Source organism: Vibrio sp. TRT 1302 (assembly GCF_050113875.1).
Lineage (GTDB): Bacteria > Pseudomonadota > Gammaproteobacteria > Enterobacterales > Vibrionaceae > Vibrio.
On the sequence record NZ_JBNJOF010000012.1, the window covers coordinates 1 to 11,814 of the forward strand.

Sequence of the window (11,814 nt, forward strand, 5' to 3'; positions counted from 1 at the left end):
AGGTCTACGTTTCGCGATCCGCGAAGGTGGCCGTACAGTTGGTGCTGGTGTTGTTGCTAAGATCTTCGCTTAATTCTTATAGAATTATCTGAAGATTTGCACACTTCTTCATTTTTTGAAGAACGCACATCTGAGAAAGGGAAGCTTAGGCTTCCCTTTTTCTGTTTTGGTTATAAGCCAATGTCTTTCGGCGTTGTTGCTAAGCTATTGATAGAGTGCAGGAAAGATTTTACGTTTGATGCTTGGCTCAGTGACTCATCTGTAACGCTTTGAATTGTTGCTAGAGTCGTACCTGCGTTATAACGAAATGATCTTATCATTATGTCAATACAACTGGTAACGATAACAATTCTTGTTTATATTTATCTTCTATTAACGGTACTGGAAAGTTTAGATATGTATGTTTGTCTTTGTCATGGTGTTTCAGACAAGAAAATTAGACAGTTAGCCATTGATGAAGGGATCACTGATATCAAGGGGATAAAAAAATGTACGGCGCTGGGTTCGCAATGCGGTAAGTGCATCAAACCAGCCAAAGAAATCCTAGCAGAAACAGAATACCTACAACTCAAACAAGCCAGCTAAGCTATCGCTGAGTCTTTTTTGACAGTTTGCCATTTGGTTCTACATTTAAAAGAGCCAAAGAGGAGGGCTTATGTCATGAAAGGCGATCCAATCATTATCCAACATCTCAACAAAGTTCTCGGTAACGAGCTCATAGCGATCAATCAGTATTTTCTCCACGCTCGTATGTATAAAGACTGGGGACTCAAACATCTCGCGGAAAAGGAATACCACGAATCTATCGATGAAATGAAACATGCGGATCATCTGATAGAGCGCATTCTATTTTTAGAAGGTCTGCCTAACCTTCAGGATTTAGGCAAGCTCATGATCGGTGAAGATACTAAGGAAATGCTTGAATGCGACCTCAAACTAGAGATGGCCGCGATTCCTGATCTTAAAAACGCTATCGCCTACGCAGAAGATGTCCATGACTATGTTTCGAGGGATCTATTCCAAGATATTCTTGAAGATGAAGAAGAGCATGTCGATTGGCTGGAAACTCAATTGGGTCTAATTGATATGTCGGGTATTCAGAATTACCTGCAAGCTCAATATGTTGATGAAGATGACTAGACTCTAACTCGACCTTTTCGGTAGCGAAATATCACACGTGAGGTGTGGCTAATTTCGTTGCCGATCCCTATCACAATTTCTCTTGCTTAAACTGCTTTCTTTCTGTACTATGCGTGCTCCTTAAACTCGGTCAATTATCTTTAGTTCCTTGCTTCCTCTGGACGACCGGGCCATTTGTGGAAGCTGAATAATCCGTAAGGAGCAACCCATGCGTCATTACGAAATCGTATTCATGGTGCACCCAGATCAAAGCGAGCAAGTTGCTGGCATGATCGAGCGTTACACTGGTTCAATCACTGAAGCTGGCGGTACTATCCACCGTCTAGAAGACTGGGGTCGTCGTCAACTGGCTTACCCAATCAACAAGCTTCACAAAGCTCACTACGTTCTAATGAACGTTGAAGCTGACCAAGCTGTAATCGATGAGCTAGAAACTGCTTTCCGTTTCAACGATGCAGTTCTACGTAACATGATCATGCGTACTAAATCAGCGATCACTGAGCAATCTATCATGCTTAAGCAGAAAGAAGAGCGTGCTCCTCGTCGCGAAGAGCGTGCTGAATTCAAGCCAGAAGCAGCTGCTGAGTAATTCAACTTATGACCAATCGAATGGAGCTATCTGGCACCATTGCCAAACCGCCCATTCGTTCTAAAAGCCCTAGTGGTATTGAACACTGTCGATTTTGGTTAGAGCATCGCTCTACCGTTATCGAAGCTGACTTACCGAGACAAGTTTATTGTCGTATGCCGGTAGTAGTCAGCGGGCAAAGGTCACAAGCAGACACTCAGAATTTAGTACAAGGCAGTAGCATTAAGGTAAGTGGTTTTGTCGCTTACCAAACCAGCCGAAATGGCATTGGTAAATTAGTGCTTCATGCCGACAACATTACTCAAATTTAAGATCAGGAGATAGCCCATGGCTCGTTTCTTCCGTCGTCGTAAATTCTGCCGTTTCACTGCAGAAGGCGTACAAGAGATTGATTACAAAGACGTAGCAACTCTTAAAAACTACATCACTGAAGCTGGTAAAATCGTACCTAGCCGTATCACTGGTACAAGTGCTAAATACCAACGTCAACTAGCTCGCGCTATCAAGCGTTCACGCTACCTAGCTCTACTTCCGTACACTGACAAGCATCAGTAATCGGTTCGTTTTATAAAGAGGAATTAAACAATGCAAGTTATTCTACTTGATAAAATCGGTAACCTAGGTGGTCTTGGTGACACTGTAAACGTTAAATCTGGTTACGCTCGTAACTTCCTTATCCCTCAGGGTAAAGCAGTTATGGCTACTAAAGGCAACGTTGAAATGTTCGAATCTCGTCGCGCTGAACTAGAAGCTAAAGTTGCTGAGCAACTAACAGCTGCTCAAGCTCGTGCTGAGAAAGTTGAAGCACTAGAAGCAGTTGTTATTGCTTCTAAAGCTGGTGACGAAGGTAAACTGTTCGGTTCTATCGGTACTCGCGACATCGCTGATGCAATCACTGCAGCTGGCGTTGAAGTTGCTAAGAGCGAAGTTCGTCTTCCTGAAGGCGCACTACGTAACATCGGTGAGTTCGAGATCAGCGTTCAACTTCACTCTGAAGTTTTCGCTACAGTTACTCTACAAGTTGTTGCTGCTGAATAATTCAGTATCAAGACGTATTTTAAAAGCACCTCTTAGAGGTGCTTTTTTTATATCTAAATAAATCAATCCGGCTAAGAAGCTAAATACGGCTGTTTAGAAAATGAACAGTAAGTTGACGGAGAAAATACTGTCCGCCTTTTCTAAGCCTTCGGGAACTTTATCGTGATATTGACGAGAGTGAGAAAGCTTTAACGCGATGTCCTCAGTGATGTTGTTTGTCACGCTAATATCCGTATCTGTGCGGACATTGCTGTGACCAGCAACGGTGGTGATATCTGCTGAGACCGCTAAATTGTCGAGCGCTTGCCATTTGGTATTGATGTTACCGCGAAAAATGCCTTCGCGGACGGTCTCAGGAAAAATGATGTCATCGTCATCAATTTCGTCAAGATTGGGCTCTTGATAGCGAAAACCTGGACCGAACTCGAGCTCTAGCACGAAGGTGTCTGTATTAGAGAACTGATAACCTAGACCACCAGAAAGGGTGTAATCCTTGAAATACGCGCTATACCTAGAGTCGACGCCTTTAAAGCTGCCATAGAGATAGGTTTTGGGGCCTAACTTATAGTCACTTTGAGCGGTATAGGTAGACTGGCGCTTATCTTCCTCACCATTTTTATACAATAGGTAATATTTCCATTCCCCGTTAGTCCGGTGGCGTCCTTCAACGTATTCTGCACTGAGTCGAGAATTCAGCGAGCGCGAGTCAGAATTACCAGTGTGAGCCTGATAACCAAATTCCACCTCACTATTCCATGGTGAAGGAAGATCAATATCCGTTTTACTTAGTCCATTGTCATCGGCATAGACAAACATTGAGCTCATCAAACTTGCACTCATTAGCCAAATTTTAGACACGAACTACCTCGATATTGATGAAAAGAATGGCGCAATAGTAGTTTCAATTGCCCTGTTTACGGTCAGCAATAAGTTAATTCTACATTAGAACCCGACAAACTCACCCAAGGCTACAGACAAAGGCTTCATTCTCGTTATAATTAGCGGTCTATAGCAAGTTGTTGAGCAGACCCATGGCTGAAGCGAAAGTAGATAATCGAAATAAAAAGTTTAGCGACGCACAAGTTGATGCGATAAAAGTCCCTCCACATTCATTGGAGGCTGAACAGTCTGTCATTGGTGGCCTTCTTTTGGATAACGAACGTTGGGATACCGTTGCTGAACGTGTTGTCGCCAAGGATTTCTATAGTCGCCCACACCGATTGATCTTTGAAGCGGTAAAAGCCACGCTAGAAGATAATAAGCCACTCGATCTGATTACTTTATCTGAGTTCTTGGAGCTTCGTGAACAGCTTGAAGATGTTGGCGGCTTTGCTTACCTTGCTGATCTGGTAAAAAATACGCCAAGTGCGGCAAACATCAATGCTTACGCCGATATCGTCGCTGAGCGCGCTTTGGTGCGTGATCTGATTGGGGTGGCAAACGAAATTGCTGATGCTGGCTATGACCCTCAAGGGCGTAGCTCTGAAGACCTGCTTGATCTTGCTGAAAGTAAAGTGTTCGCTATTGCCGAAGCTCGCACCAATGAAAACGAAGGGCCGCAGAATGTTGATAGTATCCTCGAGAAAACGTTAGAACGAATCGAGCTGCTGTACAAATCTCCGCAAGATGGTGTAACGGGTGTTGATACGGGGTTTACTGACCTCAATAAGAAAACCGCTGGTCTTCAAGGTTCTGACTTGGTGATTGTCGCGGCGCGTCCATCGATGGGTAAAACCACGTTCGCGATGAACTTATGTGAAAACGCCGCAATGTCCCAAGAGAAGCCCGTACTTATCTTCTCACTAGAGATGCCCGCAGAGCAGATTATGATGCGTATGCTGGCGTCATTGTCGCGAGTCGACCAGACAAAAATTCGTACTGGTCAGCTAGACGATGAGGATTGGGCGCGTATTTCATCGACGATGGGTATTCTGATGCAGAAAAAGAATATGTACATCGATGACAGCTCGGGTCTAACACCAACGGAAGTGCGCTCTCGTGCTCGTCGTATCGCTCGTGATCATGGTGGTCTTTCTATGATCATGGTCGACTACTTGCAGTTGATGCGAGTCCCTGCCTTGTCAGATAACCGTACGTTGGAAATCGCTGAGATTTCTCGTTCACTTAAAGCGCTTGCTAAGGAACTTAACGTTCCTGTTGTTGCGCTATCACAGCTTAACCGTTCTCTAGAGCAACGTGCTGACAAACGCCCTGTAAACTCGGATCTGCGTGAATCAGGCTCTATCGAGCAGGATGCCGACTTAATCATGTTTATCTACCGTGATGAAGTCTACAATCCGGACAGTTCAATGAAGGGAACCGCGGAAATCATCCTAGGTAAGCAACGTAACGGCCCAATCGGCTCGGTGAGACTCACCTTCCAAGGTCAATGGTCTCGCTTCGATAACTACGCTGGCCCTGCATTTGATATGGATGATGAGTAACGCTATGAGCTACATGAAAGCAGCGACAGCCTATATTGATTTAGACGCGCTTCAACATAACCTGCAGCAGATTAAGCTTCAGGCTCCAAACAGTAAGATCATGGCGGTTGTAAAAGCGAACAGCTATGGTCATGGGCTGCGTCACATAGCGAAAAATGCACAGGGTGCCGATGCCTTTGGTGTAGCGCGAATTGAAGAGGCGCTTCAATTACGTGCGTGTGGTGTAGTAAAGCCCATCTTGTTGCTTGAAGGTTTTTACTCATCTGGTGATTTGCCGGTATTAGTAACAAATAACATTCAAACGGTTGTGCATTGTGAAGAGCAGTTAATCGCTTTAGAGCAGGCGGAGCTTGAAACACCGGTCGTTGTTTGGCTGAAAATTGATAGTGGGATGCACCGTTTGGGCGTGCGTCCTGAGCAGTATGATGAATTCGTCACTCGCCTAAAAGCGTGCAACAACGTCGCAAAACCTCTCCGCTATATGAGCCACTTTGGCTGTGCTGATGAGCTTGACCGTTCAACAACCAATGAGCAAACAGAATTGTTCATGGCTCTGACTGAAGGGTGTGAAGGTGAGCGTTCACTCGCGGCATCTGCGGGTTTACTGGCTTGGCCAGATAGTCAACTCGATTGGGTTCGCCCTGGAATTATCATGTATGGGGTCTCTCCATTTAATGACAAAACCGCTCAAGAGCTGGGGTACCAACCTGTAATGACTCTTAAATCACACTTAATTGCTGTTCGAGATGTTAAAGCTGGTGAAAGTGTCGGTTATGGTGGTGTATGGACCAGTGAGCGAGATACCAAAGTGGGTGTTATTGCCATTGGCTATGGTGATGGTTATCCAAGAACCGCACCGAATGGCACACCAGTCTTGGTTAATGGACGAAAAGTGCCTATTTCAGGTCGTGTCTCAATGGATATGCTGACGGTTGATTTAGGTCCAAATGCCCACGATCTCGTTGGTGATGAAGCTATATTGTGGGGACGAGATCTTCCTGCTGAAGAAGTGGCAAGTCATATCGGTACCATCGCCTATGAACTGGTGACCAAACTTACATCACGAGTTGATATGGAATTTTCGAAGTAGTCTAATGTTGCACAAATTATTGGTAAGACTGGCATTGACTGCCAGTCTTTTTGTTTCTGCCCACTCAATGAGTGCAGAGAAAGATTCCGCCTTCCTGCCTTTCTACTTTAGCACTGAAACTCTCGGTCATACCTTTGGTGTTGCAGGTGTCGCTAAAGGTGTTGGTCAGCCTCAGGCCGCCTTGTTTGGCATGGCGCTCTATTCAGAGAAAGAGAGCTATGTTGGCTTTGTGTCTGCGTTCAATTACGCGTTATCTGATCAGCTTCTTTTTAGCACTCAAATGTATCAGGCTCAATTTAATGATAACCCATACTACTTGGGTGATCAGGGAAGTAATGACTCACAAACAGGGCAAAAAACCATTACGAATGGTTTCGAACAAAACTACCAGTTTGAATTCAAGTACCTGCTGCCATGGGGCAATGTGAAGCAACATGGCTTAATGGGGGCGTTTCAACCGATTCGAGAGGTGAGTTTTGCATCTCCGATTCAATCTGGAGTGAGCTCGGTGACGTTGACTCCGTTTTATTCGTCACGAGAGTTGGATATCTATAACAAGGCTGACAAAGCTAGTGGTTTTAAGCTCAGTTTTGATTGGGACAACCGTGATAGCGTCAGAAACCCCACCAAAGGCTCACATACCTCATTGGATGTTACTGCCGGTGCTGAACGCTGGCAGAGCGAAGATATTTGGACTAAGTGGGAGTTTCAAAATAGCCAGTATTATGCGTTAGGCCCGCTCGGTGAGTGGTTTGATCAGCAAGTATTAGCGTTCGATTTCTATACTGCGGATACGCCAAGCTGGAGTAGCGTTAAACCACCAGAGCAAGATCAAATACGCTTGGGTGGCTTGTATCGTCTGCGAGGTTACACTAGCGGCCGTTATCATGGCCGTTCAGCGGTGCACTATTCTGCCGAGTACCGAGTGCTGCCTGATTGGCAACCCTTAGATGGTATTCCTTTGATTAACTATTACGATCTGCCTTGGTGGCAATGGGTGGTTTTTGCAGAGGTTGGTCGTGTTGCTGATGAATACGATGCCAAGACCTTACATAGCGACATGAAGTGGAACGTAGGCGGTGCTGTTCGTTTTCAAGTGGAAGGTATCGTTGTACGAGCAGAAGTGGCTCAAGGAGCTGATGAAGGCACTTTTCGCGTGATGATTAATCAACCTTTTTAGCTATAACAAGACTCTCTGATACAAATAGCACAGAGAGTCTTATCTTCCAGTATCCCAAGTCAATCGTGGTTTCCTTGAATAGTGGCAATGATGGTTCTTGAGCCACCATAGTCACGATGTTCGCCCAAATAGATCCCTTGCCAAGTTCCTAGCGCTAACCGCCCATTGGTTATTGGAATCATCACACTGCAACCGAGTGTCGACGCTTTAATGTGTGCGGGCATATCATCGTCACCTTCGTAAGTATGTTTGTAGTAAGGGGCTCGCTCAGGAACAAAGTGATTAAAGTGTTTCTCCATATCGTGTCTTACGGTTGGATCGGCGTTTTCATTGATGGTTAAACTCGCTGAAGTATGCTGGATAAATAACTGTAATAATCCGACGGAATAGTGTTTAAGTTGTGGTATTTGTTGTTCAATTTCATCGGTTATTAGATGAAATCCTCTCTTCTTCGCTGAGATTTGAATCGTTTTTTGTGTCCACATAAGCAGGCCTGTTGCAGATTGATGTTGCTCTAGTGTTAAGCTTAATCAAGGTTAGTGGTAGAATCTTACTTGCAATGAAGGTGTTTGTTTAAAGTTCAAGCAGGGAACGTGACCTAACTCAATGTGAGTGAGAAAGCCCTGCGTCATAATTAGCACCTGAAAAAAAATTACAAAGTCTTGTTTTGTGGCAATTTGCCCTAACATACCTAATATTATTATTTGCTAAATCGGGGATTCCACCAGTTTTCGCTAGGCTGTATGGAATAAAACCTACTGTAACATCGGGATAGTAACCATGTTGAAAAATATCAATCCAACGCAAACACAAGCTTGGAACGCGCTAACAGCGCACTTCGAATCTGCACAAGATATGGATCTAAAAGCATTATTTGCTCAAGACCCAGCTCGTTTTGAAAACTTCTCTGCTCGTTTTGGCAGCGACATTCTCGTTGATTACTCTAAAAACTTAATCAACGAAGAAACATTGAAGCACCTATTTGCTTTAGCAAACGAAACCGAGTTGAAAGCAGCGATCGAAGCGATGTTCAGTGGTGAAGCGATCAACAAAACAGAAGATCGCGCAGTGCTGCACACGGCTCTACGTAACCGTAGCAACAAACCAGTTATGGTCGACGGTGAAGACGTAATGCCAGCGGTGAACGCAGTGCTGGAAAAAATGAAGTCTTTCACTGAGCGTGTTATTGGTGGTGAGTGGAAAGGTTACACAGGTAAATCCATCACAGATATCGTTAATATCGGTATCGGTGGCTCTGACCTAGGTCCTTACATGGTGACAGAAGCACTCGCACCATACAAAAATCACCTAAATCTACACTTTGTTTCTAACGTTGATGGCACACACATCGTTGAAACATTGAAGAAGGTTAACCCTGAAACCACTCTATTTTTGATTGCGTCTAAGACATTTACTACTCAAGAAACAATGACTAACGCTCACTCGGCACGTGATTGGTTCCTTGAGTCTGCGGGCGATCAAGCTCATGTCGCTAAGCACTTCGCAGCACTGTCTACGAATGCAACTGCAGTATCTGAGTTTGGTATCGATACCGACAACATGTTCGAATTCTGGGATTGGGTTGGCGGTCGTTACTCACTATGGTCGGCAATCGGTCTGTCTATTGCTCTTGCAGTGGGTTATGACAACTTTGTTGAGTTGCTTGATGGTGCTCACGAGATGGATAACCATTTCTCGTCAACGGAACTTGAAAGCAATATTCCTGTGATTCTTGCTCTGATTGGCCTATGGTACAACAACTTCCACGGTGCAGAGTCTGAAGCGATTCTTCCATACGACCAATACATGCACCGTTTTGCTGCTTACTTCCAGCAAGGTAACATGGAATCTAACGGTAAATACGTTGACCGTGATGGTAATGCAGTGACTTACCAAACAGGCCCAATCATTTGGGGTGAACCAGGTACTAACGGTCAACACGCGTTCTATCAGTTGATTCACCAAGGGACTAAGCTAATTCCTTGTGATTTCATCGCTCCGGCAATCAGCCACAACCCAGCTGGTGATCACCATCAGAAACTGATGTCTAACTTCTTCGCACAAACAGAAGCGTTAGCGTTCGGTAAATCTGAAGAGACGGTAAAAGCTGAGTTTGCAAAAGCAGGTAAGAGTGAAGAGGAAGCGGCAACGCTAGCACCATTTAAAGTGTTTGAAGGTAACCGCCCAACGAACTCAATCTTAGTTAAGAAAATCACACCACGTACCCTAGGTAACCTGATTGCGATGTACGAACATAAAATCTTCGTACAAGGCGTTATCTGGAACATCTTTAGTTTCGATCAGTGGGGTGTTGAGCTAGGTAAACAACTCGCGAACCAAATCCTACCTGAGCTTGCAGATGATTCTGAAATCACGTCGCACGATAGCTCGACTAACGGTCTAATCAATGCGTTTAAGGCGTACAAAGCGTAGAGCGATCTGCGCCCTTCGAAAGAAGGGTATGTTTTGGTATTGATAGTTGCAAACAATGACGCTTTGTTCTGAAAGCTCATTGTTTGAAATATAAAAAGGGTTGGCATAGTTTGCCAACCCTTCAAATTTTCTCGCTTCTCGCTTCTCGCTTCTCGCTTCTCGCTTCTCGCTTCTCGCTTCTCGCTTCTCGCTTCTCGCTTCTCGCTATACCGTCGTATCCACTGTCGGCTGGATCTCTGTGCTGGCCGTAAATTTCTGGCTCAGTAACGCGACGACCTGATCATAGTACTGCATGTTAGGCTTGTTTCCGAGTAGCTTACAGAGCTCGTTTCCAGTAGGCGTAAAGCGATAATAGAGTAGTCGAACCCCTTTGCTATGAGCCTGTAACGAGAGTTGTTTACCTTGGTAGTTGAGTGGAAGAGGTGATTCGAGTTCAATTTCCCCTGATTCCAATTCGGTGCCATGCATGAGCCCTAGTTCAAACAGCACCAACAGACTGGAGTATGGGAGTTGGTAATTGCCAACGTTAATATTGCTGGTGGTATTGCGTTTACCAAAACTGAATATTCCCCCTTGGGCACGGTAGCCGACCAATAACTTTCGGCTGTTATCCCCGCCAAAACTGCAGGCCAATGAAGCGGCTCGCTGTAGAATCTGTGCTTCTTTTGGCGTCATGTCTTGGAGTACTTTCAGCGCTTTCATCGAGGTTGAGCCCGGATTCGTGACCTCGCGTTTGAGTACTTGAGCCCATAAGCGTTGCATAGAGTGGTTGTGAACTTCTTGTGCCATATCGAAGAAGCGGTAGAGCCAGTCTTGGTCGGGATCTCCGGCGGTTTCATCTTTACATGAGATATGTGCCAGTTTCAGGATCTGCTCTAGGTTTTTCTGTCTAAGTTCTTTGCGTTTCCTCTCGCGAATCAAGGCCCGCTCCAGCGTGCTTTTTTCTGGAGTCTCAGCCTGAAGTAACGCATCTAAGCCATAAAGCTGGGCGATATTGAGCACACGGCTCGCGCTGTCTTTGATGTAGCTGGATTTCTTTTCTTGGCGTTGAGTGTGCTCAGCTTGATGCTCTATGACAACGGGCTTATTGCTCTCAGACATGCTATTTCCTTAGCCATCATATGCTTAAAGTTAAGTATTAAATGTACCTCGGAACGGCTTTGCTCGCCAGAAAAAGACTGTGAGCCACTTTATAAAAATATCGCTACCATAAATGATAACAAGTTGTTAAAATTGTTATCGTTAGTTTTGAGGAGCTTATGAAGTATTTCAATGAAGATAAACTGAAGAAGCACCTGTCAATTGCCCTTTTATTACTAGTTTACCTAGCGGTGCTAGGTTATTTGTCTAGCTATTTGGCCTAATTAAAGGCAATTAACAGGCTGCGAATTTTTTTAACACTTACATATCATCGTACTCGGCGATCTCAGTGCCTTGTATGACATATCCTGTTTCTGCCAACTCATGGCTAATGGTTTCTGTTTTTAGTGTCCCAATCACGTAGATAACATCCCACAGTTGTTGAACTGGCGCGCCTTTAGGGAATTTCACATAGATGATTTGATTTGGTGGCGGTGGTGGCACGTGAATACATGCCCCGAAGTACGGGACGAGTAGAAACTCCGTCACCATGTTTTCATCCCCTTCCAGTGGAATGACAAAGCCCGGGATTTTAACCATGCTACCGTTTAGCTCTTGTCGAACTGTGCCAACCTTTGACTGTTTCATTACATCACCGTCATGGTCGACGGCGGGCATGCCATATGCGTCAAACTGGTTGCGCTCACTCTCCGGAATGAGGTCAATCCAGTCGAGAGTCAGAGTATCTTCTGCATGAGCAGTTATGCTTGTGAACGCCACGGAGATCAGCGTTAGAAATAAAATCGTTATCTTCTTCATT

At 44.9% G+C, this 11,814-nt stretch carries 15 protein-coding genes and 1 pseudogene; 11 read left to right on the forward strand and 5 right to left on the reverse strand.

Translation table 11 applies throughout. From position 1 onward, the window contains the following. Positions 1–73 (forward strand): annotated as a pseudogene (locus tag ACQEXP_RS13980) (elongation factor Tu); the annotation flags it as partial. 97 nt (positions 74–170) lie between these two features. Here the strand turns inward: ACQEXP_RS13980 and ACQEXP_RS13985 are convergent. Next, positions 171–320, reverse strand: a complete 150-nt coding sequence (locus ACQEXP_RS13985; protein WP_426970528.1) for a hypothetical protein — start codon at positions 318–320, stop codon at positions 171–173. A gap of 76 nt (positions 321–396) precedes the next feature. On the opposite strand from ACQEXP_RS13985, the gene ACQEXP_RS13990 reads away from it, so the two are divergent. The 6 genes from ACQEXP_RS13990 to rplI all read left to right on the forward strand — a co-directional run bounded on the left by ACQEXP_RS13990 (position 397) and on the right by rplI (position 2,767). Continuing rightward, positions 397–585 carry a bacterioferritin-associated ferredoxin gene (locus ACQEXP_RS13990; RefSeq protein WP_269377905.1) on the forward strand — a complete coding sequence of 63 codons (189 nt, stop codon included), beginning with the start codon at positions 397–399 and terminating at the stop codon, positions 583–585. 75 nt (positions 586–660) lie between these two features. Then, entirely contained in the window at positions 661–1,140 is a 480-nt protein-coding gene (gene bfr, locus ACQEXP_RS13995) for a bacterioferritin (protein ID WP_138971617.1), read from the forward strand. A 208-nt stretch (positions 1,141–1,348) separates the two neighbouring features. After that, positions 1,349–1,729: a 30S ribosomal protein S6 gene (gene rpsF, locus ACQEXP_RS14000; RefSeq protein WP_331417681.1), complete on the forward strand. Its 381-nt coding sequence runs from the start codon at positions 1,349–1,351 to the stop codon at positions 1,727–1,729. An 8-nt stretch (positions 1,730–1,737) separates the two neighbouring features. Next, positions 1,738–2,040, forward strand: a complete 303-nt coding sequence (gene priB / locus ACQEXP_RS14005; protein ID WP_426952015.1) for a primosomal replication protein N — start codon at positions 1,738–1,740, stop codon at positions 2,038–2,040. Between the two features lie 16 nt (positions 2,041–2,056). Then, positions 2,057–2,284 carry a 30S ribosomal protein S18 gene (gene rpsR / locus ACQEXP_RS14010; protein WP_000090472.1) on the forward strand — a complete coding sequence of 76 codons (228 nt, stop codon included), beginning with the start codon at positions 2,057–2,059 and terminating at the stop codon, positions 2,282–2,284. A gap of 30 nt (positions 2,285–2,314) precedes the next feature. Beyond that, on the forward strand, positions 2,315–2,767 hold the full coding sequence (gene rplI / locus ACQEXP_RS14015) for a 50S ribosomal protein L9 (protein WP_138971615.1): 453 nt from the start codon (positions 2,315–2,317) through the stop codon (positions 2,765–2,767). Between the two features lie 93 nt (positions 2,768–2,860). Here the strand turns inward: rplI and ACQEXP_RS14020 are convergent, their stop codons facing one another. Then, on the reverse strand, positions 2,861–3,583 hold the full coding sequence (locus ACQEXP_RS14020) for a DUF481 domain-containing protein (protein ID WP_419723657.1): 723 nt from the start codon (positions 3,581–3,583) through the stop codon (positions 2,861–2,863). 215 nt (positions 3,584–3,798) lie between these two features. Between ACQEXP_RS14020 and ACQEXP_RS14025 the strand changes: the two genes are divergently transcribed. From ACQEXP_RS14025 to ACQEXP_RS14035, 3 genes are all read left to right on the forward strand, one after another. Continuing rightward, on the forward strand, positions 3,799–5,211 hold the full coding sequence (locus ACQEXP_RS14025) for a replicative DNA helicase (protein WP_138971614.1): 1,413 nt from the start codon (positions 3,799–3,801) through the stop codon (positions 5,209–5,211). Between the two features lie 13 nt (positions 5,212–5,224). Then, positions 5,225–6,301, forward strand: coding sequence for an alanine racemase (gene alr, locus ACQEXP_RS14030; RefSeq protein ID WP_269378002.1), 1,077 nt, complete (start codon positions 5,225–5,227; stop codon positions 6,299–6,301). A gap of 67 nt (positions 6,302–6,368) precedes the next feature. After that, positions 6,369–7,481 (forward strand): BamA/TamA family outer membrane protein, encoded by a 1,113-nt coding sequence (locus ACQEXP_RS14035; protein ID WP_426970620.1) that lies wholly within the window; start codon positions 6,369–6,371, stop codon positions 7,479–7,481. A 59-nt stretch (positions 7,482–7,540) separates the two neighbouring features. Here ACQEXP_RS14035 and ACQEXP_RS14040 read toward each other — a convergent pair whose 3' ends face one another. After that, positions 7,541–7,966, reverse strand: coding sequence for a secondary thiamine-phosphate synthase enzyme YjbQ (locus ACQEXP_RS14040; RefSeq protein WP_138971612.1), 426 nt, complete (start codon positions 7,964–7,966; stop codon positions 7,541–7,543). Between the two features lie 295 nt (positions 7,967–8,261). On the opposite strand from ACQEXP_RS14040, the gene pgi reads away from it, so the two are divergent. Then, a complete protein-coding gene (pgi, locus tag ACQEXP_RS14045; protein ID WP_269377912.1) occupies positions 8,262–9,914 on the forward strand; it encodes a glucose-6-phosphate isomerase in 1,653 nt (550 codons plus the stop codon). 204 nt (positions 9,915–10,118) lie between these two features. On the opposite strand, the gene ACQEXP_RS14050 is transcribed toward pgi, so the two are convergent. Together ACQEXP_RS14050 and ACQEXP_RS14055 are read right to left on the reverse strand one after the other, a co-directional pair. After that, positions 10,119–11,015: a TIGR03899 family protein gene (locus tag ACQEXP_RS14050; protein WP_426970530.1), complete on the reverse strand. Its 897-nt coding sequence runs from the start codon at positions 11,013–11,015 to the stop codon at positions 10,119–10,121. 300 nt (positions 11,016–11,315) lie between these two features. Beyond that, entirely contained in the window at positions 11,316–11,813 is a 498-nt protein-coding gene (locus ACQEXP_RS14055; RefSeq protein ID WP_426970532.1) for a DUF3299 domain-containing protein, read from the reverse strand. Between the last annotated feature and the right edge of the window lies 1 nt (position 11,814).

Coding starts and splice junctions, on each gene's coding strand:
- ACQEXP_RS14050 (WP_426970530.1), bottom strand. CDS start 11,015: ATGTCTGAGAGCAATAAGCCCGTTGTCATAGAGCATCAAGCTGAGCAC.
- bfr (WP_138971617.1), top strand. CDS start 661: ATGAAAGGCGATCCAATCATTATCCAACATCTCAACAAAGTTCTCGGT.
- alr (WP_269378002.1), top strand. CDS start 5,225: ATGAAAGCAGCGACAGCCTATATTGATTTAGACGCGCTTCAACATAAC.
- ACQEXP_RS13985 (WP_426970528.1), bottom strand. CDS start 320: ATGATAAGATCATTTCGTTATAACGCAGGTACGACTCTAGCAACAATT.
- rpsF (WP_331417681.1), top strand. CDS start 1,349: ATGCGTCATTACGAAATCGTATTCATGGTGCACCCAGATCAAAGCGAG.
- ACQEXP_RS14055 (WP_426970532.1), bottom strand. CDS start 11,813: ATGAAGAAGATAACGATTTTATTTCTAACGCTGATCTCCGTGGCGTTC.
- ACQEXP_RS14025 (WP_138971614.1), top strand. CDS start 3,799: ATGGCTGAAGCGAAAGTAGATAATCGAAATAAAAAGTTTAGCGACGCA.
- pgi (WP_269377912.1), top strand. CDS start 8,262: ATGTTGAAAAATATCAATCCAACGCAAACACAAGCTTGGAACGCGCTA.
- priB (WP_426952015.1), top strand. CDS start 1,738: ATGACCAATCGAATGGAGCTATCTGGCACCATTGCCAAACCGCCCATT.
- ACQEXP_RS14035 (WP_426970620.1), top strand. CDS start 6,369: ATGAGTGCAGAGAAAGATTCCGCCTTCCTGCCTTTCTACTTTAGCACT.
- rpsR (WP_000090472.1), top strand. CDS start 2,057: ATGGCTCGTTTCTTCCGTCGTCGTAAATTCTGCCGTTTCACTGCAGAA.
- ACQEXP_RS13990 (WP_269377905.1), top strand. CDS start 397: ATGTATGTTTGTCTTTGTCATGGTGTTTCAGACAAGAAAATTAGACAG.
- ACQEXP_RS14020 (WP_419723657.1), bottom strand. CDS start 3,583: ATGTTTGTCTATGCCGATGACAATGGACTAAGTAAAACGGATATTGAT.
- rplI (WP_138971615.1), top strand. CDS start 2,315: ATGCAAGTTATTCTACTTGATAAAATCGGTAACCTAGGTGGTCTTGGT.
- ACQEXP_RS14040 (WP_138971612.1), bottom strand. CDS start 7,966: ATGTGGACACAAAAAACGATTCAAATCTCAGCGAAGAAGAGAGGATTT.